The following is a 26,732-nucleotide window of genomic DNA, read 5'->3' as shown; positions in this document are numbered from 1 at the left end:
GGCGGTCGGGCGCAACGGAGCGACAGGACCAGCCGCCTCGACGAGGATCAATTTCTGTAGAAAGCGGGGACAGGCCGGGCTATATCAGGCGTTCCTCTTTCGTTCGCGAGACTTCGCCATGACCCGGCGATCCGGCAGCGCCGACCTTCCGCTCCACCATGGCCGCGTGCCCGCCTGGCTCGGTCGGCGCATGACGCAGCTCGGCGCGGTCATCTGCGCGGCGATCATCCATCATTATGGCCGCGACGAGTTGCTGCGGCGGTTGGCGCATCCATTCTGGTTCCAGTCCTTCGGGGCGGTGATGGGAATGGACTGGCACTCGTCGGGTATCACCACCAGCGTGATAGGCGCGCTCAAGCGTGGGCTGGCTCCGCTGTCGGGCGAGCTGGGCCTGCATGTCTGTGGCGGGCGGGGCCGCCATTCGCGCGAGACACCGGCCGAGCTCGAACAGATTGGAGCGAGGGTCGGGTTCGACGGACAGGCGCTCGCCACCGCGAGCCGGCTGGTCGCCAAGGTCGACAGTGCCGCCGTGCAGGACGGCTTCGACCTCTATCTCCATGGCTTCTTCGTCGGGAATGACGGCCATTGGGTCGTGGTGCAGCAGGGCATGAATGGCGATGGCGGCCTCGCCCGGCGCTATCACTGGCAGTCTGAAGGGCTGGGCAGTTTCGTCGAGGCGCCACATGCCGCCATCGATGGCAAGAACCAGGGCAGCATCATCAATCTGACCGACAGGCGCGCCGCCCTCTCCCGCAACGGCCAGATCGATCTGCTGCGCGACATCGGACCGTCGGGGATCGTGAGGGAATTTGCGGCGCTGGAGCGCGACCGGGCGCCGCCGGTCCTGTCGCCGGCGCAGCTTTCCCTACCTCATCTCGTCATGCCGGCACATCACGAGGTCAGGCCCAAGGACGTGATTGCGCGACGGCTCCATGGTGCGCTCGCCGCAGCCGCCGACAGCGCCCCCGCCGATTTCTCGGAATTGCTGCTCGTGCCCGGCGTCGGCGCCCGCACGGTCCGTTCGCTTGCGATGGTCGCGGAAGTGATCCATGGCGCGCCGTGCCGGTTCGCCGATCCTGCGCGCTTCTCTCTCGCCCATGGCGGCAAGGACAGACAGCCGTTCGCCGTGCCCACCAAGGTCTACGACCAGACGATCGCGGTGCTGAAATCCGCCATCGATCGGGCGAAACTCGGTCAGGACGACAGGCTCGCTGCCATCGCACGTCTGGACCGGGAAAGCCGGCGCCTGGAGCGCGTCGTCTCCGGTCCGACGTTGGATGAGTATGTCACGGAGGAGAGACTGCGCTCCGCCGAGTATGGTGGCCGGAGCGTCTTCGGCTGGGAGCGGTCGGACGGTGAAGCGGCACCCGCGCCGCCTGCGAAGGCGAACCCGGCTTGACCGTCAGCCATGGCGCCAGCGCGTCGCCATCGGCATTCCGCCGACGGCGTCTGGCATGCTGACTGGGGGGAGAACAGGACTGCTCTTCATTCGACCGTCCACTGGCAAATGCGAAACCCTCGCGAGCGCTGGCGCATGTCGAGATGAAGATGGTCCTTGTGGGAACTGTCGGCTCCCGGGCCGAGCACGGTGGCGAACCGTTGGCAGACGCTCTTCTGCACCGCGTCGCGCATTGAGCGGGACAGAGGCTCCTGACCCGCGAATGCCACGGCGCGGCCATCCTGCATCAGCAACCCGCCGACATCGAGAGCGTTGCCGCTCGCATGCTCACTGATCGGCGCACCTGTATCGGCGTTTCGTGACCGGCAGGCATATCCGCCGACCCCTGTCAGCTTCGCAAGCCGGGCGTTCTCCTGCCTCGCCAGCGCAGCGAGATCGTCGCGGATCCAGGCGAGAACCTCGAGCGCAAGAGAGCACCGCACGGTGATCGCGCTGTCCAACTCGATCCTGGAACCGTCGGGCATGGTCAAGCGCTGGAACGTCACCGGATCCTCGATCGCACATTCCCCCGTGCTTGCGCCGTTCTGCGAGGGCAATACGAAACCCCCGCTCTCCTCGAAGGCCCTGATACAGGTCGATGGAACTGCCGGAACACGCTGTTCCAACAAATTCCCGTTTGCAGTGGAGTCAGCCTGCGGGGCCAATCTGCTCGGCCGCGGCGGAGGCAGCGGCGCGAGCACGCGTGCTGGATCCGATTGCGAAACGCCTTGCACTTTTGCCTGGCTGTCGCGCGCCAGCGCCCCGAAGCCGAACATGAACAGAGAAATGGCTAGCGCGATCCCTGCGAGAACTCGCCGTCTCTGGCGACCTGACACCGCCCTCAATCCAGGAATCGCACCGGCACACCCGGGCGCACGAGGTCGGCCAGCTCCTCCGCATCCCAGTTCGTCAATCTCACGCATCCATGCGACGTCGTCTTGCTGACCCGCGAGGGTTCCGGCGTGCCGTGTATGCCGTATGTCGGTTCCGACAAAGCGATCCAGACGGTTCCAACCGGTCCATTGGGTCCGGGCGGAAGGACGAGGGTTTCATCGTTCTTGCCCTGCCGGAAGTTTTTCTCGGGATTGTAGGTGTATCTCGGGTTCCTCGCGATGCGCGTGACCCTGTACTGCCCGCTCAAAGAGGGCGTGTCAGTGCTTCCGATTGTTGCCGGATAGCTGGAAAGGATGGTGTCCCCATCGCCATAAGCGACGACCATGCCCGTACTCTTAACGACATCGACCCGTTTGGCAGCGCCCTTCTGGAGAGAGCGTTCGGAAGAGATGACGTAAATTCCGCGGCCAGCGCTGGTGAAGCGCTGCTCGGGATTAAGCGCCATCAATAGCCCTTCGCTCATGTGAAAGCGCTCGCTGAGCATCTCCTGCGGGCTCGTGTAGGAGAGCCGCTTCATCCTGGCCTGCTTGGCGTAGTCCCGGGGAATGGCGTCGGCGAGTTTGTATTCCGTGTCCTTTTCGGACAGCTTGTATTCGACCACGACATCCTGATCGGTATCGCCGCCGAGACCGAGCCACGCGACCTCGTCCAGCTCGTCGCTTTCGCCTAGGTTCTCCTGGCGCCGGAACTGCGCGACCGCCTTGCGAAAGTTCTCGCCATCGACGCCATCGATCACGCCGGGCGAGATGCTGCGCCGGCTGAGCAGGGCCTGAGCCTTCACGATGAAGGGATCGGGCCCGTTCGCCGCCTGACGGATCGGTCGCGCGAATGTCGCCGTGTTGATCTGATCGGGCGTCAAGGCCGACACAGGGGCCGCACCGAGTACGAGCACCATAAGGACCATTACGTGCAGATCGGTGAGCTTCATCGATCGGGGGTTCCGATAAGGTCAAACCCTATACGGCGGAAGCGCCAACATGTTCCCGAGATCTTGACAGGGCACCAGTTCGGCTCAGCCAGTCAGCGTGGCCAAGTCGCCCTTGGGACGCCGGCATGGTCGGCAATCCAACAGCCATTAGACCTCCGACAACCATCACGCAGATGCGCTACCGAAGCGACCTCGCCCAGGGAACCTAACGGCTTCGTGATGCGAGATGTTTGGCATGTTCCGCATTGGATCAGCTTAAGTTCTTGGGGATCGTCATCGGGACATGCCATGAGATTTCGCGCGCTTTTCGCACTTGCCGTTGCCGGGCTGTCCATTTCAGCGCCTCTGGCTTTCCTGGACCAGGCGCGAGCGCAGGAGACTGCGCCGGCGCGGCGGGATCAGGGCCCAGCAGATGCGCAGGCAAATCGGCAGGAGTCTCGCCCTGTCACCGGCCAGGGCGTAGCCCTGCCGCCGCCTTCCGTCACGCGTCACGAATTGACCCTGCCCGGCCGTACGCTGCGCTATACGGCCACGGCCGGCGCGCTGCCGGTCAGTGATCAGTCCGGCCGCAAGCTCGCCGAAATCGCCTATATCGCCTATGTGCTCGACCGTGGTCAGGGCGTCCCCGCCTCGTCGCGCCCGGTCACATTTGCCTTCAACGGCGGACCTGGTGCCGCCTCTGCCTATCTCAATCTCGGCCTGATGGGGCCGAAGCGGCTGCCTTTCGGCCGGCAGGGCGACGCCCCGTCCATGCCGCCCCTCGTCGTCGACAATGCCGATACCTGGCTCGACTTCACCGATCTCGTCTTCATCGACCCGGTGGGCACGGGATTCAGCCGTTTCGCCGCCGGCACCGATGAGGCACGCGGGCTGCTCTGGTCGGTCGAGGGAGACTACAAGTCGCTCTCACGCTTCGTCACCAACTGGCTGCGGCTGACCGACCGCCTCGCTTCGCCGAAATTCCTCGTCGGCGAGAGCTATGGCGGGTTCCGCGCCCCCAAGATCGCCAGCGAGTTGCAGACCGGCGACGGTGTCGGCGTCTCCGGCATCGTGATGCTCTCCCCGGTACTCGACTTCACCTACCAGCGCGACGCCGGCAGCTCGCCGCTTCGCTGGGTGGTGTCGCTCCCGGCGATGGCCGCGGTGAAGCTGGAGCGCGAAGGCAAACTCTCCMACCAGACGCTCGCAGAGGCCGAAAACTATGCTGCCGGCGACTATCTCGCCGATCTCCTGAAGGGGCCACGCGACAGCGACGCGACCAAACGACTGGCCGACAGGGTCTCAGCGCTGACAGGGCTCGACCGAGCTCTCGTGGAGCGCATGGGCGGCAAGGTCGATGCAACCACCTTTCTGCGCGAGCTGGACCGCAACAAGGGGCTTGTCGGCAGTCCTTATGATGGAAACGTCGCGGCCCTCGACCCCGATCCCGAAGCCGCGCGCGGCCGGGCGCCGGACGCCGTGCTGGGCGCGATCACGGCCCCCCTGACGAGCGCAATGCTCAGTCATTATGCGAGCGATCTGAATTGGCGGCCCGAAGGGCGCTACTTTCTTTTGAACGAAGAGGTCAACCGCCGCTGGAGTTATGGCCAGGGTCGCGGCGACCGCGAATCCATCCGCGAGCTCCGCAATGTGCTCGCGCTCGATCCCCGCCTCGAGGTCATCGTCGCACACGGATTCACCGATCTCGTCACGCCCTATTTCGAGACCAAGCTGCTTCTCGATCAACTGCCTGCCTTGGGCGATCCTGCCCGCGTCAAGCTGCAGGTCCTTCCCGGCGGGCACATGTTCTATTCGCGTGACGCCTCGCGCGCGAATTTGCGCGAGGCGGCTCGCACCATGATCGAGGCCCGCCAGGGATTGTGAGGAGGAGCCGGGCCCTCGCGCTGAAGCCCCGCTTTCCCAACTGATCACAGCGAAAGCTGCCACGCCATGTCCAATGACATTGCGGGTGGTCAAGCACGGCGACATATAGGATCCTGCGCCGATTGAGCCGGGACAAGATGTTGAACAACCTAGGTGAATCGGCCGAGAGCAAACTTCGCGCCCGCGAAGCCGAGCTCGCACGCATCCAACGCATCGGTCAGATCGGCGGCCTGGAGGTCGACCTGCGCCACGGTGAATTCAAGAATGTCCGCTCGCCAGAGTATTTGGCCGTCCACGGATTACCGCCGGACGCGATCCATGAAAGCCACGAGGCCTGGGTTGCCCGGATTCATCCCGATGACCGCGCGCGTGTCGTGGGCCATTTCCTCGCCACCGTTAAAAGCCCTGCCACCGAGTACGAAGTCGAGTATCGCATCATCAGGCCAAGTGACGGCCAGACGCGCTGGATCCTCGCTAAGGCCGAAATCACCAGAGACGAGCATGGCGGCGCGGTTCGCCTCGTCGGGGCCCATATCGACATTACAGCAAGGCGCCGCGCCGAAGAGCAGCGTGAGCTGATCGCCCGCGAGCTTTCGCATCGAATCGCCAACATCTTCACCGTTGTGAACAGTCTGGTGCGGATGGCGGCCCGCTTCGAGCCGGCGAGCAAGGGCTTCGCCGAGAAACTGCAGAGCCGGTTCCAGGCCCTGCATCGCGCCCATGCCTTCGTCGTCGACAAGKAGATCGGCGACGGAGGATTGACGCTGCTGCTGTCACGCCTGCTCGACCCTTATCGCGAGGGCCACGCAGATCGCGTGACCATTCAAGGAGAGGATGCTGCGGTCGGCCCGAGTGCAGCGACCGCGCTGGCGCTGATCTTTCATGAGCTGGCGACCAATGCGGTCAAGTATGGTGCGCTGTCCAGCGAAAGCGGGTCCGTGTCGGTTTCCACCGAGGTTCGGCAGGAGCAGCTTTTCATAACCTGGCAAGAGATCGGCGGCCCCGACGTGGTCACGCCTTCCGGACAGCCGGGCTTCGGCAGCGTTCTCGTCGATAGGGCGGCGCAATCTCAGCTTGGCGCCAAGATGCAGTACCTTTGGCTGCCCACCGGTTTGGTCGCAGTGATCGAGGCGGACCTCGCCGATCTGCGTCGCTGATGCGCCATCGACCTCCATGTCATGACCGGCCAGACCCGCAGGGCTCGCGTCGGCCAGAACCGCGTTGCAACATTCAGGACACCGTTTCAGGCGCCTGAACGCTCAATGGCAGCGCAGGCGTAAAATTCTCCCGGCAGAACTCGGAAACGGCGTGAGGCACGGCTCACGCCGTTGGATCTGCCTTTCGGTCCCGGAAGGCAGCCTCTCCGGCATCCGACACCTCGACCCATTTTTTGTCGGGCGCCGCGTCGGCAACGTAGCTGTCGTGCCAGTTCCACCACTTATAGGTTGGCGTCTGCGGATAGCCTGCGGGAGAGTCCTCCCAGACCTCCTGCCGGCCCAGCGGCGTGATGTCGAGATAGTTCCAGGTGTTCCCCATCTGCTCGTCGCCGCGGTTATTGATGAAATAGGTGCGAAACACCCGATCACCGTCACGGTAGAACACGTTCGTGCCGTGCCATTCGTCCACGCCGAAATCGGCATCGAAACCGTCCGTGAGGGTGAACCAGGGCATTGTCCAGCCCATCCGCTCCTTGAGCCGTACGATATCCGCCTGCGGCGCACGCGAGACGAAGACGAGGGTGGTGTCGCGGGCGTTCAGGTGGGCGAGATGCGCAACCTGGTCGGCCACCATGGAGCAGCCCCGGCAGGCATGGTCCGGCCAGCCAAAAACGCCCGGCTCGAAGAAGGCGCGGTAGACGATCAACTGCCGCCGACCGTCGAACAGGTCGAGCAGGCTGGCTTTGCCCGCAGGCCCCTCGAACGCATACGCACTCGTCACGGCCGTCCACGGCATGCGCCGCCGCTCGGCGGCCAGGGCGTCACGGGCCAGGGTCTGGGCTTTTTCCTTCACGAGCAGTTGCTTGCGGGCTTCCTCCCATGCCAGCGACGGTACGACCGCTGGTGTCCGCATGACCGATTGTCCGCCTTTCCGTCCGCTCTCGGCTGATTGTGTCATGGCCTCTGAAACCTCCTGGTTTAGGCGATCTCCCGCACCTTCAGGACGCAACACGCTTCCATTTGGCGCTCATTGCTCGCCATTGATCGTCAGGCAGTTTGGCACCGCAGATCGGCCAGTGGGAGTAACAAGCGTGGCGATATTCGGACGGAGCCGCTGATCGCAGGCGCGGGGCCTGCGCCACTCAAGGAAGTCGCCGCGATCGGACCCTGCCACTCAGCCCCTTTGAGCGGCAGGACAAACTCCATGCGCCAAAGAATCCGAAGCTGGGTTGAGGGCTCAGATCCGGACTGACACGGATCGAATCAACCGCCTGCAGTCCCGGCGGCGACGAAGCGGTMATGAATCGTCATGCCGGCCAGCATGGCCGCAACGAACAGTACGACCGGCAGAAACCCCATGGAAAGCGCGGCAATCGCCGGACCCGGGCAGAAGCCGGCCATGCCCCAGCCGAGCCCGAACAGAGCAGATCCGAGGATGAGCCGCCGGTCGACCTGGCCGGACACAGGGATATGGAAATGATCGTCGAGGACGGGACGCTTCATTCGCCGCACCAGCGCCATCGCACCGAGCGCAACGGCAAGAGCGCCGCCGAGCACGAAGGCGAGGCTCGGGTCCCAATGACCGCTCCCGATATCCAGGAAGCCGATGACCCGGGCCGGATCGAGCATGCCCGACAGCGCAAGGCCGAAGCCGAACATGGCGCCAGCGACAAGCGCGACGAACAGGCGTGGCAAGCGCTGTGTCATCCGACGAGCCTCATGAGGGTGGCCGCAGCGATTCCGGCTACCAGGAAGGTGACGGTCGCGGCAATCGAACGGCGGGAGAATCGCGCAAACCCGAGGATGCCGTGGCCCGATGTGCAGCCCGAGCCCATCCGCGTGCCGAAGCCGACCAGCAGCCCCGCAATCAGGATGATCGGCAAGGAGGCCGCGATCGTCACCTGCGGCCAGCGGCCGAAGGCGATGGCGAAGAGAACCGGACCGGCCAGGAGCCCGATCAGGAAAGCGGCGTTGGCCGGCACCTGAGCGCCCTGCGCCAGCCGGCCCACGATGCCGCTGATGCCGGCGATGCGACCGTTGAGAAGCAGCAGCAGCGCCGCAGAGAGCCCGATCAGCATGCCGCCGAAGAGCGAGGGCCAGTAACTCATGGTTGCGGGGCCTCCGGCTCGCAGAAGATGTCATAGAGCGCGCGGATCAGCAGCGCCGCCTTGTCCGCCGTCAGGCGATAGAAGATCTGCTTGCCCTCCCGCCGCGTCTCGACAATTCCCGCCTCCCGCAGCACCGTGAGCTGTTGCGAGAGCGTCGGCTGGTGAATGCCGAGCCGGCTTTCCAGTTCGCCGACGGCGTATTCTCCCTCGGCAAGCATGCAGGCAAGCATCAGCCGCGCCGGGTGGGCCATCGTCTTGAGCAGTCCCGCGACCTCGTCCGCGCGGGCCGCCATATCGACTGGCTTCGTCACCTCGCTCGACAGGGTCACCAGACGGCACCTTCGAGCGCATCGAGCGGGATCTTGAGATAGCGCCGGCCGTTGTCTTCCGGCTCCGGCAGGCGCCCGCCCCGAATATTCACCTGCAGCGCATGCAGGATCAGCTTTGGCATCGGCAATGTCTTGTCGCGTGCCTCGCGCAGCGCGACGTAGCCCACCTCGTCCATCCCCGCGACATGCGGGTTCGCTCGCCTCTGCTCTGCGACCGTACTCTCCCAGCGCGGCTCGCGTCCGCCCGGCCGATAGTCGTGACCGGTGAAGAGCCGGGTCTCGTCAGGCATCGCCAGAATATCCTGGATCGAGGCCCAGAGCGCTGTGGCGCTGCCGCCGGGGAAATCGGCCCGGGCGCTGCCGGAATCCGGCATGAAGAGCGTGTCATGGATGAAGGCGGCATCGCCGATCACATAGGTGATCGAGGCCAGCGTATGGCCGGGCGAAAACAGGACATGCGCATCGATCGAGCCAAGCCTGAAATGGTCGCCATGAGAAAACAGCCGGTCCCATTGCGAACCATCGGTCAGCAGCGCCGGGCAGTTATAGAGCTTCTTCCAAAGCTTCTGCACCTCGACCACATGCGCACCGATGCCGGTCGGCGCCCCGGTCCTCTGCTTCAGATAATGCGCGGCTGAGAAATGGTCGGCATGCGGATGGGTGTCGAGAATCCACGCGACGGTCAGCCCCTGCGCCGCGACATGCGACAGGAGCGCATCGGCGCTCGCCGTGCTGGTCGCCCCGGATTTCTCGTCATAGTCGAGCACCGGGTCGATGATCGCACAGCTCTTCGTCGCTGGATCCGAGACGACATACTGGATGCTGCCGCTGCGCGGCTCGTAGAACCCCTTGACCTCGGGCCGGGCCGGCAGCGCTCGGGCAGCGAGCCAGGCCTGCGCGCCCTTGAGATCGAAGCCGAGCCGCTCGCCGAATGCCCGGACATCCGCCGCCTCGAGGCGCCCGTCGATAACCTCGCCCAGCGCGTGCAGGGTCAACGCGCGCGTTCCGGATTTGCAATGGGCGAAGACCGGTCCGGATGCCGAGGCGACCGCTCTCTGGAATGCCCGCACATTGGCCTCGGTGATGGTCGGCCCGGTGACGGGTATGTGCGCATAGGCAATCCCGGCTTCAGCTGCGGCGGACGCCTCGGCCTCGGTGCCGGGCTGCCCGGCCTCCTCGCCATCGGGCCGGTTGTTGACGACCGTCGCGAAGCCTTCGCCTGCGAGCTGCGCAAACTCGGCAAGCGATGGCTGGCCACCAATGGTGAGCCTGTCGCTGATCCTGACGGTCGGCATGGCGTCGCTCCTCTTGCGGGTCTTCAATATACAATATCATATAATGTATATTGAAAACCCGCAAGAGGCACGTCACGCGGTCAGAGCACCACCACCCTGGAGCCGCCGGCAACGCGATTATACAGGTCGATCACGTCCTGGTTCATCATTCGAATGCAGCCTGACGAGACGGCCTCGCCGATCGTCCAGGGCTCGTTGGTGCCGTGGATGCGGTAGAGCGTGTCCTTGCCGTTCTTGAACAGATAGAGCGCCCGGGCGCCGAGCGGATTGCTCGCGCCACCTGCCATGCCGCCGGCCCATTTCGCATAACGGCCGGGCTCTCGCCGGATCATGTCCGGCGTCGGCGTCCAGCGCGGCCATTGCGCCTTGCGCTCGACGCGCGCCGTCCCGGTGAATTCAAGCCCCTCCTTGCCGACCCCGACGCCATAGCGCAGCGCCTTGCCGCCCTCCTGCACGAGATAGAGGAAGCGTGCCTCGGGATCGACGACGATCGTTCCGGGCTGCTCGCGGGTCCGGTAATCGACGAGCTGGCGCATATAGGCCGGCTTCAGATCCTCAAGCGAAACGGCAGGAACGGAGAAGCGTTCATTGTCGAGCGCCGCATAGCGCTCAGCCGCCAGCGGGTCGACGGTCGGGATGGTATTCGCGATCTGCGGCGGCGGCAGCGATGTCGTCGTGCAGGCGCCGGCCAGAAGCGGAAAGCCGACGGCGGAGAGGACCATCCTGACCGCCTTGCGGCGCGATGGCAGCATCGCCGAGCGAGTCTGCAACCTCATCGTGCCGCCTGCTTTCCGCGTGCATCGGCGACGACCTGCTTGAAGCCCTTGTAGTCGAGCGTCGAGGTCCGGAACGGTCCGACCAGATAGGTTGGCGTGCCCTGCAGGCCCAGCGAATCCGCTTGCGCCAGATTGCGCCGCAGCTGTGCCGTGATCTTCTCTGCATTCGCATCGAGATCGGCCTGCAGGCGGTTCATGTCGACGCCTGCGCCCTTGACCGCCGTCAGGATGGTGTCCTTCGAGCTCAGCCGGCCGGGAAGCCCCATCAGAGCCTTGTGAACGGCCTCGTAGCGCCCCTGATAGCCGGCACCGAGCGCGATCTGCGACGCAAGGACGGAGGATTCGCCCAGGATCGGCCATTCCTTGTAGACAAGGCGGATCTTGCCATCCTCCCTGACGACGCGCGCGAGGTCGGGGGCGGATTTCTTGCAGTAGGGGCAGTTGTAGTCGAGGAAGGCGACGATCGTGACATCGCCCTTCGGGTTCCCGCCAGCCGGCGCTTCCGGATCATTGAGGATGGCTTCGACATCGATGGTTTGGGCCATCGCCATGGGCGAGATGAAGGGCGCAGCGGCCAGCGCGGCCGCAATACGAATGAGGTTTCTGCGATTCATGCTGGGTTCCGCTCAGGCTTCCGGGTCCGGATGGACGAATGAGGTCTGGCACCGCACGGCACGCCGGACGGCATGGCCATGCGCTGCGCAAAGGATGCCCCGGGGTCGGAAATCCACCTTAAGCCAGCCTTAAGCCGCGCCAGCGAGGGAGGGCGTGGCCAATGGAGAGAACCGAAATGCGTATCCTCGTCGTGGAGGATGATCCTGTTCTGTCGGACGGGCTGAAGGTCGGGCTCGGGCTTGCCGGCGCGACGGTGGACCGCGTCGAGACCTGCGCCGAGGCGCTGGCCGCGCTCGCGACCTCCTGTTTTGACGCCGTGGTGCTCGACCTGATGTTGCCGGATGGGTCCGGGCTCGACGTGCTGAAGGAGATGCGGGGCAAGTCCGACCGCACGCCCGTACTCCTCCTGACCGCGCTCGACGAGGTCGCAGACCGGATCCGCGGCCTCGATGCCGGCGCTGACGACTATCTCGGCAAACCCTTCGATCTCGACGAGCTGGCGGCCAGGGTGCGCTCCGTGGCGCGCCGAAATGCCGGTCGAGCCGCGCCCGTCATGGCTGCGGGCGCCATCATGCTCGACCCCGCAACGCTTGCTGCCAGCGTTGCCGGCACGCCCGTCACGCTCTCCCGGCGCGAATTCGCAGTGCTGTCGGCACTCATGGAGCGTCCTGGCGCGGTCCGCTCGAAGGGCGAAATCGAAGACCGGCTCTATGGCTGGCAGGAGGATATCGAGAGCAACGCCGTCGAGGTCCATATCCACAATCTGCGTGCCAAGATCGGCCGCGACGCGATCGAGACCGTGCGCGGCCTCGGCTACCGGATGAGACAGGTGACGAAATGAGGCCTGGGCCATGACCTCCCTGCGCACGCGCCTCTTCGTCATCCTGATTGCCGCCACCGGGCTGATCTGGCTCAGCGCGGTCGCCTGGATCTATCTCGACAGTAGGTCCAAGCTGGAGCATGTGCTCGACACCCGCCTGCAGGAGGCGGCGAAGATGGTGCATTCGCTGGTCGACGCCGGCCGGATGCCGGACACCGCTATCGCCGGACTACCCGGCGCGACGGTCGAGCCGGCATTCTACGAGCGCCAGCTATCCTGCCAGATCTGGTCTCTCGACGGCCGGCTGGTTGCCCGTTCCAGCGGCGCGCCGGGCTCCCAGCTGACCGATCAGGCCGCCGGCTTCTCCGATCGAACGGTCGATGGCGAACGCTGGCGGGTCTACGCGGTCGAAGATGCCCAGAAGGGCATCCGCGTCATGGTCGGCGATCGCATCGGCTTGCGTCATGGGCTGGTCAACGACCTGATCACCGGGCTTCTCGCGCCCGCGCTGCTGATCGCCCCGTTGCTCGGCCTGCTGATCTGGCTCAGCCTCGGCCGGGGCTTGCGCCCGCTCGCGACCATGGCTGCGGAACTCAAGTCCCGTGACGCCGAGGACATGCGTCCCCTCGCGGCGGCCGAAGCCCCCATCGAGGTCAGGCCGCTCGCGCAGGCGCTGAACGGTCTGTTCGACAAGGTTGCGGCCGCCCGCCGCCATGAGCGCGAGATCACGGCCTTCGCCGCCCATGAATTGCGAACCCCGCTGGCTGGTTTGAAGACGCAGGCGCAGATCGCACTGGCCACAACCGACGCATCGATCAGGGAAGGCGCGCTACGCCAGATCCTGATCTCAGTGGACCGGACGGCCCGCCTCGTTCGGCAGCTGCTAACGCTCGCMAAGCTCGAAACGGAACAGCAAGGTCCGGCCTCGGGCCGTGTCCGGGTCAGCGGGCTCCTCGCCGAGATCATCGACAATGCGGCTCCGGCGGCCGGCATCGACGTCGAAATCGACCCTGGGCTCGCAGCCCTGGATGTGCCAGGCGACCGCGAGAGCCTCGCCCTGGCGCTGCGCAACCTGCACGAAAACGCGATCCAGCATATGCCGGGCGGTGGTGTCGTGTCCTGGCGTCCGACGGCCGATGGTCGCGGCGTCGCGGTATTCGACCAGGGCCCCGGCATCCCCCAGGAGGAACTCGGCCTGGTCAAGCAACGCTTCTACCGCGGTCGCCACAAGAGCCCGACAGGCACAGGGCTCGGCCTGACCATCGTCGACATCGCCGCCAGGCGCGTCGGAGCGCTGCTCGTCCTGAGCAACCGCACAGACGGCCCGGGATTGCAGGCAGCGCTCCTCTGGAACGACGGTTCGCTGCAGCGCTGAAGCAGCGGCCGGAAGGGTGGATTGCGCTACTCGGGCCGCTGCAAACACAGGTGGTTAGGTCAGTGCTTCGCGAAGACCGTCGTCTCGCCATCTGCCCCGACCAGAAGCGTCTCATACCGGTCCGGCGTCACGCCCTCGACCTCCATGCCGGGAGATCCGACCGGCATGTCGGGCACAGCCAGGCCGATTGCAGCCGGCTTGTCCTGCAGCAGCTTGCGGATGTCCGGGGCCGGCACATGGCCTTCGATGAAATACCCCTCGATGATCGCGGTATGGCAGGACTGGACCTTATCGGGCACGCCGACCAGGCGCTTGCTTGCTGCCATGTCCTTGCTCTCGACGACCTTGGGCGAGAACCCCGCCTGTTCGAGATGCTTGACCCAGGACTTGCAGCAGCCGCAGCTCGGGCTGAGATGGACCTGGATGGACTGGGCCGCCGCCGGAGCAGCGAAGAGCGCGAGCGTCAGCGCGGTAGCAAGGGTTTTCATCGTTCTCTCCAGATAGACATCATGAGCGGGCCGGGTTCGCGGCCGGCAAGGGAAAGCGCCCCGTCCTCAGCGCATCCGCGAATTGCTGTTCGCTGGCAGCCAGCGTCGGCAACGTCACCGTGACCCGGAGGCCTCCTTCCGCCCGGTTGGCGAGCAAGATCTCGCCGCCATGGGCATGAATGACCGCGCGCGCGATCGTCAGCCCGAGTCCGGTACCGCCGGTTTCCCGGCTGCGCGATTCCTCGAGCCGGACGAATGGCTGGAAAGCACGCTCGACCTCCTGCTCGGGAATGCCCGGCCCGTCATCCTCGATGATGAAGCTCAGGCCGGTCGGTGTCTCCGATATGGCGATCGAGACCTGATCGCCATATTTCACCGCGTTACCGATCAGGTTCCAGAAGGCGCGCTTCAAGGCGAGCAGTCGCCCGAGTACGCGGCCATGACCGAGTCCGCTGAGCGTGATCGTTCGCCCCTGATCGATATGGTCGTCGACGATGGTTTCGATCACCGAGACGATATCGAGTGGACGGATCGCCTCGCTGGAGACGCCGCCGCGCAGGAATTCGAGCGTCGAATCGATCATCGCCTCCATTTCGGAGAGGTCGGCATCGACCAGATCGCGCGTCGCATCGTCCTCCATCAGCTCCGAGCGCAGCCGCAGACGCGTGATCGGCGTGCGCAGGTCATGCGAGACCGCCGCCAGCGCCTGCATGCGCTCGGCGACGAGGCGCTGGATGCGCTCGCCCATGGTGTTGAAGGCGCGCGCCGCCCGGCGCACCTCAGCGGGGCCGACCTCGCTGAGCGGTGTCGGGGCCTGGTCGAGGCTGAAGCGCTCGGCTGCCAGCGCCAGGTCGCGCAGCGGCCGCGTCGCCCAGCGCAGCAGCAGCACGCCGATGACGATGATCGCCACGCCGAAACAGATCATGATCGCCAGCACGTTCCAGTCGGCATGCTGCGCGGCCCCGAGCGTCGTCGAGGAGAAATTGACCCAGGAGCCGTCGTCCAGCCTGACCGAGACCAGCATCATATGGCGATCGGCATCTCCCTCTCCGGCGCCTGGGGCCCCGCCATCGGCATAGCCCAGGCGAAACGATTCCGATGCGAGCTCAGGCGCGAGTTCCATCAGCCGTGCCGCCATCGCCTGCGTGCGTTCGGTTTTCGGCGCAGTACCGAGGACGAGGCTGACATTGCTCCAGTGCACCTCCAGGCTCGCGCTCGACAGATCATGGGCGACGCGATCGCGCTCTGCATCGTGCACGTTGCCGGCGATCGCGCGCTTGATCGTGACAATGCGCTCCGCCAGCGCCTTGTCGCGCTGCACATTGGCCATGCTGTCGACACTGACGCGATAGGCCCAGTAGCCGGCGAAATGGAAAGCGAGCAGCGCCGCGACGAGGATCAGGATGGCGCGGCCCGCAACCGTGTCGGGCCAGCGCGGACGGAGGGACCTGCTCATGCCGGCTCACCCTCGCGCGCCTGCACGGTCGGCGTGAACATGTAGCCCGAGCCTCGGATGGTCTTGATCAGCTGGCTGCCATTCGTATCCGCCTCGAGCTTGCGGCGCAGGCGGCTGATCTGGACATCGATCGTCCTGTCGAAAGGGTCGTCACTGCTGCGCGTCTTGGCAAACTGCATCAGCGCCTCTCGCGAGAGCACCCTGTTGGCGTGTTCGGCAAAGGCAAGCAGCAGGTCGAACTCGCCAGTCGAAAGATCGACCAGCGTTCCCGACGGCGACAGCAATTCCCGGCGGCGCAGATCCATCGTCCAGCCATCGAAGCCTATCTGCTCGCTGGCGCGATCACTCGGCTCGCCCCGGCGGATGCGCGTGCGCCGCAGCACGGCCCGAACCCGCGCCAGCAGCTCGCGTGGACTGAACGGCTTGGTCACATAGTCATCTGCGCCGACCTCGAGCCCCTGTATGCGGTCGCTCTCCTCGCTGCGGGCCGTCAGCATCACGATCGGCACCGGCGAGATCGCGCGGATATCGCGGCAGAGTTCAATCCCCGAACGGCCCGGCAGCATCAGGTCGAGAATGACGAGGTCGATCTCGCTGCGTTTGAGGATGTCGAACATCGCATCGCCATCGGCGGCGCCGCTGACCTGATAGCTATGCCGCTGCAGGAAGCGCGCGACCAGCAGGCGGATCTGCGGGTCGTCGTCGACCACCAGCACATGGCCGTGATCCTCGGCCTGAACGCTTGCAGGGAATGGGTTCAACTTCGGACTTCCGACTGGACGGGCGAGGAGTGATCGGTACGCGGCTCAAGGGTCAAGATAACGCCTGCTTGCGCCAAATGCGCGGATCGCTTCGCAACAATTTGTAACGGACGCGGCCGGAGCGCCGTTGCTAGTCAGACGTCACCACGCCGCTGGAGACGCCGAATCGCAATGATTGCAAGACCACTCCTCCTCGCAACCCTTGCGATCGTGCTCGGCGCCTGCGCCGGCAAACCGCTGCCTGACTATCTCGCACGTCCGGCCGATCCGAACGTGAACGTCCCCGCCCCTGCCTATCAGAGCGTCACTGCCGGCAGCACCGTGCTGCGCCCGGCCGAGCCGAAGGACTGGCGTGAACTCAATCGGCGCGTTGGACCGCAGCCATGACCGAAGGACCGATCACTGTGGCCACGCCTGCGTCCATCCCTTTCCGGTCGATCATGCGCTTCCCGTCTGTTTCCCGCCTCGCCCTTGTCGCCGGCATGGCCGCGCTCCTTGGCGGTTGCGCGACCTTCTCCGCCGATGGCGGCATCGGCCCGGCGCAGAATCTCGCCTTCAGCGAGCTGAAGAAGGACGTGGTCAAGATCAATGATGCCGGGGTGGCGATCAGCGCCAAGGCTCGCGTCGACCAGCTGCTGAGGAAACCGCTGACGGCCGATTCCGCGGTGCAGATCGCGCTGCTTAACAATCGCGGCCTGCAAGCCGCCTTCAATGATCTCGGCATTGCCGAGGCGCAGATGGTCGCGGCGAGCCTGCCGCCCAATCCCCGCTTTGGCATCTCCAAGCTTTCAGGACGATTTGAACTGGAGATCGAGCGCCAGGTCGCAGGCAGCCTCTTCGCGCTTGCGACATTACCGGCGCGCGCCGCAATCGCCCGCGAGACATTCCAGACCGCCCAGTTGCGCGCCGCCGAATCCGTGCTGAAGCTGGCAGCCGAAACGCGCCGGCAGTATTACCGGGCCGTCGCCGCCAATGCGCAGGTCGGCTTCTTCGAGCAGGCCAAGAACTCCACCGACGCCGCCTCCGAGCTGTTCAAGCGGCTCGGCGAGTCCGGCGGCATCAACAAGCTCGATCAGGCCCGCGAATTCGCCTTCGACGCCGAGCTCGGCGCCCAGCTCGGCCAGGCACGCCTGCTGCAGCGCCAGGAGCGCGAACGCCTCGTGCGGCTGCTTGGCCTGTGGGGCGACGAGCTGAAGTTCCAGATCCCCGCCAATCTTGCGCCCCTTCCGCAAATCCAGAGTGCCAAGGCGATCGAAGCCGAGGCCTTGCGCAAGCGGATCGATCTGCAGATCGCCCGCGGCGATCTCGACGCGCTGGCGAAGTCGCTGGGCCTCACCAACGCAACCCGCTTCGTCAACGACGTCGATCTGCTCGGCCGGCGCACCTATGACCGTGGGCGCAGGGCCCTGGCCGATGGTGACGTCGAGCGGGAGTCGAAGCGCAGCACCACGCTCGAACTCGAGATCGAGATCCCGATCTATGATTTCGGACAGTCGCGCGTGGTCCGGGCCGAGCAGAACTATATGCAGGCCGCCAACAAGCTTGCCGAGAAGGCCGTCAATATCCGCTCGGAAGCGCGCGAAGCCTATACCAGCTATCGCGCCACCTATGACATCGCCCGGCAATACCAGAACAACGTCCTGCCGCTGCGCAAGATCATCCAGGACGAGTCGCTGCTGCACTATAACGGCATGCTCGTCGATGTGACGCAGCTCATCACCGATGCGCGCGGGCGCATCCTGTCGAATGTCGCCGCGATCAATGCGCGCCGCGATTTCTGGATCGCCCATACCGACCTCAAGCACGTCGTGATCGGCGGTGGCGGCACCGGTGGCGGTGGAGCGACCGCCGCCGCGAGCACCGGTGGCGACGGCGGCGGCGCAGGCCATTAGCGAGCAAGGAACGACACCATGACCATGTCACGCAGAGGCTTCATCGGCTCGTCCGGCCTCGTCCTTGCCGGTGCGACAGCCGTCTCCGGCCGCACCGCCTTCGCTTCGGTCCCCGAGGCGCCGACCATGACGGACGCCTCGACCCAGGCACCACTGGTTCCAACCAGCGGGCCGGATTACCAGCCGGTCGCCACTTTGAACGGCTGGACCCTGCCCTGGCGGATGAACGGCGACTGGAAGGAGTTCCATCTCGTCGCCGAACCGGTCGAGCGCGAGCTCGCGCCGGGCATGAAGGCCTATCTCTGGGGCTATAACGGCCAGTCGCCGGGCCCCACCATCGAGGCGGTGGAGGGCGACAAGGTCCGCATCTTCGTCACCAACAAGCTGCCCGAGAACACGACGATCCATTGGCATGGCCAGCGCCTGCCCAACGGCATGGATGGCGTCGGCGGGCTGAACCAGCCGCATATCCCGCCCGGCAAGACCTATGTCTACGAGTTCCTGCTGCGGCGCTCCGGCACCTACATGTACCACCCCCATTCGGACGAAATGGTCCAGATGGCGATGGGCATGATGGGCTTCTTCGTCGTTCATCCCAAGGACCCGGCCTTCCGCCGCGTCGCCCGTGATTTCGTCTTCCTGCTCAATGCCTTCGACATCGAGGCCGGCTCCTATGTGCCGAAGGTCAACACGATGCTCGACTTCAACCTGTGGTGCTGGAACAGCCGGGTCTTCCCGGGGATCGATCCTTTCGTCGTGGCGAAGAACGACAAGGTGCGCATCCGCTTCGGCAATCTGACGATGACGAACCATCCGATCCACATGCACGGCTACGAGTTCAAGGTCTCCTGCACGGATGGCGGCTGGGTCGATCCAGCGGCCGCCTGGGACGAGGTCTCGATCGATGTCGCGGTGGGCCAGATGCGCGCCTTCGACTTCGTCGCCGACGAGCTCGGCGACTGGGCGATCCATTGCCACAAGTCGCACCACACCATGAATGCCATGGGCCACTCGGTGAAAACCTATATCGGCGTCGGCAAGAAGGACATTGCCAAGCGGATCGCCAAGATCGCGCCGGGCTATATGCCGATGGGCTCCAACGGCATGGGCGAGATGGGCGCGATGGAAATGCCCCTGCCGAACAACACTCTGCCGATGATGACGGGTTTTGCGCAGTTCGGCCCGGTTGAAATGGGCGGCATGTTCTCGGTCGTGAAGGTCCGCGAGGGCCTCGCCAAGAACGACTACAAGGACCCCGGCTGGTTCAAGCACCCGGAAGGTACCGTCGCCTACGAATACAAGGGCGCCAAGCTGACCGAGGCACCCCGTGCGACTGCGCCCGACAGCGGCGGGCAATCAGCCGACTGGCGCGTGAAGGATCCGCGCAAACCCCGACTCGGCCCGGATGGCAAGCCGCTGCCCGCGGCCAAGGCCGGCGGCCATTCCAACCACTGAGCGTCCATCGACACCCCTTCGGGAGAGGAACCATGTCAAAGCAGTTCACGAAACTCGGCTTGGCGGCGGTGGCCGTCATGTTCTCCGCCGCGGCAGCGCTGGCCGGTCCTGGCGGAGCCGGGCACGGCCATGGCGACGAGACCGCCTATGGCAAGCCGGGCGATCCCAAGAAGCCGGCCCGGCTGATCCAGATCGCCATGGCCGAGCGTGACGGCAAGATGCAGTTCATCCCGGACAGGATCGAGGTCCGGCGCGGTGAACAGATCCGCTTCCAGCTGCGCAACAATGGCGAGCTCGATCACGAGCTGGTCGTGGCGACGCTCGAGGAGAACCTCAAGCACGCCGTCGAGATGCAGAAGAACCCCGACATGGAGCATGACGATCCGAACGCCAAGCGCCTCTCCCCCAAGAGGACCGGGGAGATCGTCTGGCAGTTCACCAAGGCCGGGCAGTTCGATTTCTCGTGCCTGATCCCCGGCCACCGCGAAGCCGGAATGACCGGCACCATCACCGTCAAGTGACCGCGGCAACCCTCACATCACGATGGAGACCATGATGCGCAGACTTCTCACGATCGCGCTTGTTAGCGGCAGCCTTGCTGGCGCGGCCCTGGCGCAGGACGCAGCTCTGGTGAGCGCGACGGTCAAGAAGGTCGATATGGCTCAGGGCAAGATCACGCTTGATCACGGCCCGATCAAGAACCTCGACATGGACGGCATGACGATGGTGTTCAAGGCCGCCGACCCGGCCATGCTCAAGGAGTTGAAGGCCGGCGAAAAGGTCAAGTTCACCGCCGAGCGCGTCAACGGTCAGATCACCGTCACCTCGCTGCAGAAGGCGAAGTAAGCACGGCGGTGACCCGCAACTCGGCGGGCAGCGGGCGCGATCGGTTCTTCGCGGCACTCGCTGCCCTCGTCATATCCGCTCCATCCCCTGGCGCCGCAAGCGACGGTGACCTGCAACGCGCCCTGCTCGAATCCGGTTGTGCCAACGCCAAGGTCACCAGGCTGCCCGATCAGGGCAAGATCGTCATCTACCGGGCGAACTGCCTCAGGACCGAGCACAAGGTGATCGAACTGGTCTGCATCGCTGGTCATTGCACAGCGAGCAGCCCCTCATCGGAGGACGAGCGGGACAGGTAGCCGATGACCCCCTTGCCGACAGTCCGCTCAGGGGAAAGAGCACAATGGAAAGAAGGCCGGCAGCGCAATCATCGCTGCCGGCCTTCCTTTTTGGCTTCAAGCGGCGTCACAGGTCCTGCGGCATCGGCCTTGCGGGATGCTTCGGCGCCCGCAGCGAGGCGACGATCGTCCAGGCAATGATCCCGACCGTCACCGCCGCAAGCACCGCCGCGATCGGTCGATTGACCAGGCCGATCAGGCTGCCGTCGGACTTGATCATCGAGTTGATGAAATACTCCTCCAGCAGCGGGCCGAGCACCACGCCAAGAATGACCGGCGCAACCGGAAAGCCGTTCTCCTCCAGCACGAAGGCAAGCGCACCGAAGGCCAGCATCAGCCCGACATCGAAGAGCGAGTTGTTGATCGCATAGGAGCCGACGATGGCGAAGAGCAGGATGATCGGCATCAGGATCTTGCGGGGCACCTGCAGCACCCGCGAGGCCACCTTGATGATCGCCCAGCCGAGCGGCAGCATCAGGAGGTTGGCGATGACGAAGACGAGGAACAGCGCGTAGACGTTCTCGGGATTGTTGACGAAGATCGTCGGCCCCGGCGCCATGTTCTTCATCATCAGGACACCGATGGCGATCGCGGTGATCGAGTCCCCGGGAATGCCGAAGACGAGAGCCGGAATCCAGGCGCCGGCAAGCGAACTGTTATTGGAGGCTCCTGCCTCGATCAGTCCTTCGGGGTGACCCGTGCCGAATTTCTCGGGCGTCTTCGAGAAGCGCTTGCTCATCGCATAGGACATCCAGGCAGCCATGTCGGCGCCGCTGCCGGGCTGGATGCCGACGACGGTCCCGAGCGCACTGCCGCGAACAAGCTGCCACGGGTACTGCTTGGTCAGCCGCCACATATTGGCGAAGATCGGCCCCATCTTCTTGATGACGATCTGCGGCGCGCTTCCGTCCGAGATCATGTGGCGCATCACCTCCGAGCAGGCGAACATGCCGACCATCATCGGGATCAGCGAGACACCGCCGAGCATCTCGGTGGAGTCGAAGGTGAAGCGCGGCTGGCCGGCCGGATTGTTCATGCCGACAAGCGAGATCATCAGGCCGATCAGCAATGCGATGCAGGCCTTGAGCGGCGTCGAAGAGCCAATGAAGACTGCCCCGCCGAGACCGAGCATGACGATCCAGAAGAACTCGACCGAGCCGAAGCCAAGCGCGAAATCGGCGATGGCCGGGGACGCCGCCATCATCACCGCGGTTCCGAACAGGCCACCGAGAACCGAGAACCAGAGCCCGATGCCGAGCGCCAGCTCAGGCTCGCCCCGCAGCGTCATCTGGAAGGAATCGTCGACATAGGCCGCCGAGGCCGGCGTGCCGGGAATGCGCAGCAGGCAGCCCGGAATATCGCCGGAAAAGATTGCCATCGTACTGGTCGTGACGATCGCGGCGATGGCCGGGACGGGCGGCATGAAGAAGGTCAGCGGCACCAGAAGCGCTGTCGCCATCGTGGCGGACAGGCCGGGAATGCATCCGACAATGAGGCCGTAAATGGCCGAGGCGGTGATGACAGCGAGCACATAGGGATCGAGCACCATCCCCAGCGCGGTGACATAGGCATCGAGCATGGCAGCCTCACCAGCGGATCGGTTCGAGGGGCCCCCACGGCAGCTGCACGCCGAGACCGAGATAGAAGATCGAATGCATCGCAAGCGCCGCGAGCAGGGAGAGCGCGAGGGCCGGGCCCGGCCGGACCCCACCCGCCATGAACAGCACGACGAGGATCAGCGGTGCCGTGATGAGGAAGCCCAATACCTCCGAGAACCAGAGGTAGAACAGCACTACAGCCGGCACGAGCGCGAGCTTCATCAACGCCGCAGGGCTGCGTGCCCAGTCGGCCAGGGCCAGCATCGGGCCGCGGTCGACCGCGCGAGCGCCATTGACCCCGAGGATCGCAGCGCAAAGCGCCAGCAATCCGGACAGGATCAGCGGGAAGGCCGAGGGGCCCAGCGGTTGCTGCGAAGGGTTCGGCAGATGCCAGGACGCCGTCGCGACGAGCGCGGCCAGCCCGAGGAACACCAGCCCGGCGAAGAGATCGTTGAATTTCATGGAGACCTGCCCGGCGCGAAGGACACGATGGGGTGGACGCGGCGCGGGCAAGCCAGCGCCGCGTCATGCTCCGGCGCGGGGCCGGGCTGGATTGGGCTGGCGCTACTGGCGCAGGCGCAGGCCGAGCGCGCCCATGATCTCGCCATTGCGCTTGTGCTGCTCGACGAGGAAGCTGCCGAAGGCCGGCCCCTTGGCGAAGGCATAGCCAAAGCCGCGCTCGGCCAGGAAGCTCTTGTAGCTGTCGGAATTCGCCACCTTGTCGGTCGCCTCGACAAGACGTGCCGTGACTTCGGCCGGCAGATTGGCGGGAGCCGCAAGGCCGCGCCAGGTACCACCCTCATAGTCCTTGCCGATCGCGTCCTTGACCGTCGGCACCGACGGGAAGGCCGAGATCTTCTCCTTCGAAAGCACGGCCAGCGACTTGACGCGGCCGGCATCGATCATCGGCTTGCCCTCGGGCAGCGATGACGGAACGATCTGCACGCCGCCGGAAGCCAGCTCCTGGAAACCAGGCGCCGCACCCTGGCTCGGCACGACGACGACGCTCTTCGGGTCGATGCCCTCGAGCTGCAGCAGCCCGGCAAAAGCGAGGTGATAGGCGGCTCCTGCCGCCATGCCCGACATCTTGAAATGGCCGACCGGCTGCTTGCGGATGTCGTCCAGCGCCGCGCGCAGATTGGCCCAGGGGCTGTTGGACGCGACGTTGAACGCGGCGGAATCGAAGTTCACCAGCGCCAGCGGCGTCAGCTTCTCATAGGTGAAGGGTGCGGTGTTCGACCAGTAGAAGGTCGTCACCTCGGCGGTGGCCAGACCGATCGTGTAACCGTCCGGCTTGGCATTGACGATCTCGGTATGGCCGACGACGCCGCCGCCACCGGTGCGGTTGACGACATTGACCGGCTTGCCGAGCTCCTTCTCCAGCCCCGCCGCAAGGATGCGGGCAACCGCATCGGTGCCGCCGCCGGCGGCCCAGGGCACGATCAGGGTGACTGGCCGCTCCGGCCAGGCGGCGGACGCGGAAAGGCTCGTCGCCGTCATCGCTGCGGCGAGCATCAGGCTCTTGAATGTCATGGCGTTTCTCCAAGGGTGGATTTCTTGAGATCCGGCGGCGTTATTGCGCCGTCCGAGAGCAGGTGCCCGTAGGTGTAACCAAGCAGGACTTCCATGGCTTCGCGCGCCTGTTTTGCGTCGCGGGCCTCGATCGCACGCGCAACGGCGGCATGGTTCGGCAGGTTGCCGGTGAAGACGCCCACGGTGATGTCGAAGATGGCGCTCAGGATCGCATCGATTGCGCCGCGAAAGCTGCGCAGCACCGGGTTATGCGTCGCCTCGAGAATCGCGAGGTGAAAGGCCTTGTCCGCCGCAATCGCTGCCTGCGGGTCGAACTGGCCGTCGTCCATCGCCGCAAGCGCGGCATTGATCCGCCAGACATCCTCAGGCGTTGCGCGCTGCGCCGCGAGGGCAGCCGCTGCCGGCTCGATGATCGCGCGGGTTTCCTCCAATGCGAGCAACAGGCTGCGGTCGAGCCCCCCGCTGTTCCGCACCCATCCCAGGACATCGCTGTCGAGCAGCATCCAGTCCTGGGCCGGACGAACATGCGTGCCGTGGCGCGGGCGGACGCTCACCAACCCCTTCGCGGTCAGCGTCTTCATCGCCTCGCGGACGACGCTGCGGCCAACCCGGTAATGCGCCTCCAGTTCGTGCTCGGGAGGCAGTACCGCCCCCGGCGCGATCTCGCCGCGCACGATCGCAGCGCCGAGCGCGGAGACCATCGCGCCGATCTTTCCGGGCTTCGCGCCTTTCCGCATGCCATGAGCCTGGGACATTCGACCCTCCATTTTCATGAAATTGCCACGCTCGGGTTTCGCTTGCAACCATTCATCTGATGTTTAACATCTGATCTTCGAAACGACACGCTACCGTGAGGATATGAGATGGGCTTCGCGCCGCCTTTCGCCGGCATTCATGCCATGGTCTACGCCTTGTTCGACGAGCAGGAGAGGCTTGACCGGGCAGCGATGCGCCGCCAGACGGAGCTCTGCCTTGCGCTGGGCGTGCACGGCATTGCCGCGCTCGGCCTCGCCACCGAAGTGTCCAAACTGACCCAGTCCGAGCGCCTGGCGCTAATGGAATGGGTTTCCGAGGACACTGCCGGACGCGTGCCGCTCGCCTTCACGATCTACGGTTCGTCCGTCGCGGAACAGATCGAGCAGGTCAGGGCAGCCGAGACTGCGAAGGCCGACTGGGTCATCCTGCAGCCGCCGATGGTCGGCAGTTTTGGAGCGGCTGAATATATCCGCTTCTTCGGCCGGGTCGCTGACGCGACCTCCCTGCCCGTCGCGATCCAGAATGCACCAGCCTATATGGGGCGCGGCCTCTCGGCCGAAGACATCCGCGAACTGGTGTCGCGCCATCCGAATATCAGCCTGATCAAGGGTGAAGGCCCAGCCGTGGACATTCGGCAGCTGATCACGACCACGGAAGGGCGGCTTCCCGTCTTCAACGGTCGCGGCGGCCTCGAACTGGTCGACAACCTGCGCGCCGGCTGTGCGGGCATGATCCTGGCCCCCGACACGATCGATCACGCGCTACGCGCCTATAACCACTTCATGGCTGGAGACGAGCCCAGCGCGGAGGCCGCCTATCGCGACGTCTCGCCTGCAATCGTCTTCATCATGCAGTCGATCGAGAGCCTGCTCTGCTACGGCAAGCGCCTCTTCGGCGAGCGCGCCGGTCTTGCCATTCACGACCGGTCCCCCGCTCTGCGCCCGACGGAATTCGGTTTGGAACTCGTGCGGCGGCACGCCGCGCAGCTCGGCCCCTACAGCGCTGCGGCCTAAGGCAGCGGTCCCAACAGTGGATCGCGGCTTTAGGGAAAGCCGCTGCAAACACAACACGTTGGATCATCGGCCTGGATACCATCCGGTCTGATGATCGAGCGTCATGATCGGGCCCGGACGGAAGTCGGACCGCCAGCCTTGCCCCGCGTTTCAGGCCAGCGTTGCGCTCCGCGATCGCAGCCTTCCGGCAGGCTTGTGATTTGACAATTCGGGCAGCGAGCCTAAGTCATGAGACATGATGGCGCGCTTCTCCAATTTCCGTCGCGGCCTGCACCGGGCAGGTAACCTGATCGCGGGCAACTAGCCCCGGATTCGTCGCGCCGCGCGCCTCGGGTTCGGGGCGGTCGGCCTTCCGGCGCCGAATCGGCATCATTCCGGACTTAAGGTCGACGCGGGCAACGCCCCGCACATCCACCATCAGCGCAAGCGACGAAAGCGTCTGCCGAAGGCAGAGAGCCCCCCCGACGCCATTGTCCGGCATCGTGCAAGCTCGCCTGCGCGCAATCTTCCACTGCTACGCGCTGCCCACGGGGGCGCAATCATTCAGGACGACGTTCACATGACCAACCGGACCTCCGGCGGGGCAAAGCCCCGTATCACCTTGACCGCAATCGATCACGAGAAGCTCACCCAGCTCGCGATTGCCGCGACCAACACCTTTCCCGATGTCGCAGCGGAACTCGCCGACGAAGTGGCGCGCGCCCGCGTTCTCGCCAAGGGGCGCCAGCTCGCCGACGCCGTGCGCATGGGCAGCGAAGTGCTGTTCCAGGACGAGGTCACGGGCAAGACCACCACCGTGACCCTGGTCTATCCGCCCGAGGCCGACATCGCCCAGGGCAAGATCTCGATCCTGACCCCGATCGGGACCGCTCTGATCGGCCTCTCGGTCGGCCAATCCATCAACTGGACGACGCGCAGCGGCGACGTGAAGCGTCTGACGGTTCAGGCCGTCCGCGATCCAGCCGATGGCGCGCCCCAACCGGCCTGATTGCGGCGGGCGA

28 protein-coding genes and 1 pseudogene are annotated in these 26,732 nt (G+C 65.3%); 13 read left to right on the top strand and 16 right to left on the bottom strand.

Going from position 1 to position 26,732, the window contains the following annotated elements:
* Positions 1–118 precede the first annotated feature (118 nt).
* Positions 119–1,399 (top strand): DUF763 domain-containing protein, encoded by a 1,281-nt coding sequence (locus tag AC1DIO_RS29480; RefSeq protein WP_441492405.1) that lies wholly within the window; start codon positions 119–121, stop codon positions 1,397–1,399.
* Positions 1,400–1,485: 86 nt separating this feature from the next.
* On the opposite strand, the gene AC1DIO_RS29475 is transcribed toward AC1DIO_RS29480, so the two are convergent.
* Positions 1,486–2,274: an extensin-like domain-containing protein gene (locus AC1DIO_RS29475; protein WP_476768753.1), complete on the bottom strand. Its 789-nt coding sequence runs from the start codon at positions 2,272–2,274 to the stop codon at positions 1,486–1,488.
* 5 nt (positions 2,275–2,279) lie between these two features.
* The gene (locus AC1DIO_RS29470) at positions 2,280–3,260 is read right to left on the bottom strand and encodes a L,D-transpeptidase family protein (RefSeq protein ID WP_441508190.1); all 981 of its coding nucleotides are present in this window, start codon (positions 3,258–3,260) and stop codon (positions 2,280–2,282) included.
* 219 nt (positions 3,261–3,479) lie between these two features.
* On the opposite strand from AC1DIO_RS29470, the pseudogene AC1DIO_RS29465 reads away from it, so the two are divergent.
* Together AC1DIO_RS29465 and AC1DIO_RS29460 are read left to right on the top strand one after the other, a co-directional pair.
* Positions 3,480–4,274 (top strand): annotated as a pseudogene (locus AC1DIO_RS29465) (S10 family serine carboxypeptidase-like protein); the annotation flags it as partial.
* A 986-nt stretch (positions 4,275–5,260) separates the two neighbouring features.
* Entirely contained in the window at positions 5,261–6,280 is a 1,020-nt protein-coding gene (locus AC1DIO_RS29460) for a PAS domain-containing protein (RefSeq protein ID WP_476854480.1), read from the top strand.
* A 163-nt stretch (positions 6,281–6,443) separates the two neighbouring features.
* On the opposite strand, the gene AC1DIO_RS29455 is transcribed toward AC1DIO_RS29460, so the two are convergent.
* The 7 genes from AC1DIO_RS29455 to AC1DIO_RS29425 form a co-directional block, all read right to left on the bottom strand.
* Positions 6,444–7,238: a DUF899 domain-containing protein gene (locus AC1DIO_RS29455; protein WP_441508204.1), complete on the bottom strand. Its 795-nt coding sequence runs from the start codon at positions 7,236–7,238 to the stop codon at positions 6,444–6,446.
* A gap of 305 nt (positions 7,239–7,543) precedes the next feature.
* Positions 7,544–7,987: a DUF6691 family protein gene (locus tag AC1DIO_RS29450; protein WP_476854479.1), complete on the bottom strand. Its 444-nt coding sequence runs from the start codon at positions 7,985–7,987 to the stop codon at positions 7,544–7,546.
* Positions 7,984–8,388: a YeeE/YedE family protein gene (locus AC1DIO_RS29445; RefSeq protein ID WP_441508187.1), complete on the bottom strand. Its 405-nt coding sequence runs from the start codon at positions 8,386–8,388 to the stop codon at positions 7,984–7,986. Before AC1DIO_RS29445 ends, AC1DIO_RS29450 begins: the two co-directional genes overlap by 4 nt.
* Positions 8,385–8,681 (bottom strand): sulfite-sensing transcriptional repressor BigR, encoded by a 297-nt coding sequence (bigR, locus tag AC1DIO_RS29440; RefSeq protein ID WP_441492529.1) that lies wholly within the window; start codon positions 8,679–8,681, stop codon positions 8,385–8,387. The genes AC1DIO_RS29445 and bigR overlap by 4 nt, the downstream gene beginning before the upstream one ends.
* Positions 8,682–8,713: 32 nt before the next feature.
* On the bottom strand, positions 8,714–10,012 hold the full coding sequence (gene blh / locus AC1DIO_RS29435; protein ID WP_441492400.1) for a bifunctional sulfur transferase/dioxygenase Blh: 1,299 nt from the start codon (positions 10,010–10,012) through the stop codon (positions 8,714–8,716).
* An 80-nt stretch (positions 10,013–10,092) separates the two neighbouring features.
* Positions 10,093–10,734: a L,D-transpeptidase gene (locus AC1DIO_RS29430; RefSeq protein WP_441508203.1), complete on the bottom strand. Its 642-nt coding sequence runs from the start codon at positions 10,732–10,734 to the stop codon at positions 10,093–10,095.
* Between the two features lie 50 nt (positions 10,735–10,784).
* Complete coding sequence (locus AC1DIO_RS29425) at positions 10,785–11,402, bottom strand: DsbA family protein (RefSeq protein ID WP_441508185.1); 618 nt, start codon at positions 11,400–11,402, stop codon at positions 10,785–10,787.
* Between the two features lie 176 nt (positions 11,403–11,578).
* On the opposite strand from AC1DIO_RS29425, the gene AC1DIO_RS29420 reads away from it, so the two are divergent.
* Together AC1DIO_RS29420 and AC1DIO_RS29415 are read left to right on the top strand one after the other, a co-directional pair.
* A complete protein-coding gene (locus tag AC1DIO_RS29420) occupies positions 11,579–12,244 on the top strand; it encodes a response regulator (protein WP_441508184.1) in 666 nt (221 codons plus the stop codon).
* Positions 12,245–12,254: 10 nt separating this feature from the next.
* Entirely contained in the window at positions 12,255–13,598 is a 1,344-nt protein-coding gene (locus tag AC1DIO_RS29415; RefSeq protein ID WP_441508183.1) for an ATP-binding protein, read from the top strand.
* A 59-nt stretch (positions 13,599–13,657) separates the two neighbouring features.
* On the opposite strand, the gene AC1DIO_RS29410 is transcribed toward AC1DIO_RS29415, so the two are convergent.
* The 3 genes from AC1DIO_RS29410 to AC1DIO_RS29400 are packed head-to-tail and all read right to left on the bottom strand — an operon-like array spanning position 13,658 to position 16,303.
* Positions 13,658–14,086, bottom strand: coding sequence for a DUF411 domain-containing protein (locus AC1DIO_RS29410; protein ID WP_441508182.1), 429 nt, complete (start codon positions 14,084–14,086; stop codon positions 13,658–13,660).
* A 19-nt stretch (positions 14,087–14,105) separates the two neighbouring features.
* Positions 14,106–15,542 (bottom strand): ATP-binding protein, encoded by a 1,437-nt coding sequence (locus AC1DIO_RS29405; protein WP_441508181.1) that lies wholly within the window; start codon positions 15,540–15,542, stop codon positions 14,106–14,108.
* A complete protein-coding gene (locus AC1DIO_RS29400; RefSeq protein WP_441508180.1) occupies positions 15,539–16,303 on the bottom strand; it encodes a response regulator in 765 nt (254 codons plus the stop codon). The genes AC1DIO_RS29405 and AC1DIO_RS29400 overlap by 4 nt, the downstream gene beginning before the upstream one ends.
* Before the next feature lie 171 nt (positions 16,304–16,474).
* Between AC1DIO_RS29400 and AC1DIO_RS29395 the strand changes: the two genes are divergently transcribed.
* From AC1DIO_RS29395 to AC1DIO_RS29370, 6 genes are read left to right on the top strand one after another with little or no spacing between them, the layout of a single operon-like run.
* The gene (locus AC1DIO_RS29395; protein ID WP_441492393.1) at positions 16,475–16,690 is read left to right on the top strand and encodes a hypothetical protein; all 216 of its coding nucleotides are present in this window, start codon (positions 16,475–16,477) and stop codon (positions 16,688–16,690) included.
* A complete protein-coding gene (locus tag AC1DIO_RS29390) occupies positions 16,687–18,195 on the top strand; it encodes a TolC family protein (protein WP_441508179.1) in 1,509 nt (502 codons plus the stop codon). The genes AC1DIO_RS29395 and AC1DIO_RS29390 overlap by 4 nt, the downstream gene beginning before the upstream one ends.
* Positions 18,196–18,213: 18 nt before the next feature.
* Entirely contained in the window at positions 18,214–19,650 is a 1,437-nt protein-coding gene (locus AC1DIO_RS29385; RefSeq protein WP_441508178.1) for a multicopper oxidase family protein, read from the top strand.
* Between the two features lie 32 nt (positions 19,651–19,682).
* Positions 19,683–20,171, top strand: a complete 489-nt coding sequence (locus AC1DIO_RS29380; protein WP_441508177.1) for a cupredoxin domain-containing protein — start codon at positions 19,683–19,685, stop codon at positions 20,169–20,171.
* Positions 20,172–20,202: 31 nt separating this feature from the next.
* Positions 20,203–20,496, top strand: a complete 294-nt coding sequence (locus AC1DIO_RS29375; RefSeq protein ID WP_441492389.1) for a copper-binding protein — start codon at positions 20,203–20,205, stop codon at positions 20,494–20,496.
* 8 nt (positions 20,497–20,504) lie between these two features.
* Positions 20,505–20,792, top strand: a complete 288-nt coding sequence (locus tag AC1DIO_RS29370) for a hypothetical protein (RefSeq protein ID WP_441508176.1) — start codon at positions 20,505–20,507, stop codon at positions 20,790–20,792.
* 106 nt (positions 20,793–20,898) lie between these two features.
* Here the strand turns inward: AC1DIO_RS29370 and AC1DIO_RS29365 are convergent, their stop codons facing one another.
* From AC1DIO_RS29365 to AC1DIO_RS29350, 4 genes are all read right to left on the bottom strand, one after another.
* On the bottom strand, positions 20,899–22,410 hold the full coding sequence (locus tag AC1DIO_RS29365; RefSeq protein ID WP_476854478.1) for a tripartite tricarboxylate transporter permease: 1,512 nt from the start codon (positions 22,408–22,410) through the stop codon (positions 20,899–20,901).
* Between the two features lie 7 nt (positions 22,411–22,417).
* On the bottom strand, positions 22,418–22,891 hold the full coding sequence (locus AC1DIO_RS29360) for a tripartite tricarboxylate transporter TctB family protein (protein ID WP_441508174.1): 474 nt from the start codon (positions 22,889–22,891) through the stop codon (positions 22,418–22,420).
* Between the two features lie 102 nt (positions 22,892–22,993).
* On the bottom strand, positions 22,994–23,962 hold the full coding sequence (locus AC1DIO_RS29355) for a Bug family tripartite tricarboxylate transporter substrate binding protein (RefSeq protein WP_441508173.1): 969 nt from the start codon (positions 23,960–23,962) through the stop codon (positions 22,994–22,996).
* Positions 23,959–24,717: a FadR/GntR family transcriptional regulator gene (locus tag AC1DIO_RS29350; protein ID WP_441508172.1), complete on the bottom strand. Its 759-nt coding sequence runs from the start codon at positions 24,715–24,717 to the stop codon at positions 23,959–23,961. Before AC1DIO_RS29350 ends, AC1DIO_RS29355 begins: the two co-directional genes overlap by 4 nt.
* 108 nt (positions 24,718–24,825) lie before the next feature.
* Here AC1DIO_RS29350 and AC1DIO_RS29345 point away from each other — a divergent pair, with 108 nt between their 5' ends.
* Positions 24,826–25,731, top strand: coding sequence for a dihydrodipicolinate synthase family protein (locus tag AC1DIO_RS29345; RefSeq protein WP_441508171.1), 906 nt, complete (start codon positions 24,826–24,828; stop codon positions 25,729–25,731).
* A gap of 559 nt (positions 25,732–26,290) precedes the next feature.
* A complete protein-coding gene (gene rnk, locus AC1DIO_RS29340; protein WP_441492382.1) occupies positions 26,291–26,719 on the top strand; it encodes a nucleoside diphosphate kinase regulator in 429 nt (142 codons plus the stop codon).
* The last annotated feature ends 13 nt before the right edge of the window (positions 26,720–26,732 follow it).

This window comes from Allobosea sp. 05T439 (genome assembly GCF_056396005.1).
The sequence above is the reverse complement of the archived record's forward strand: the minus strand, read 5'-3'. Positions and strand labels throughout refer to the sequence as shown.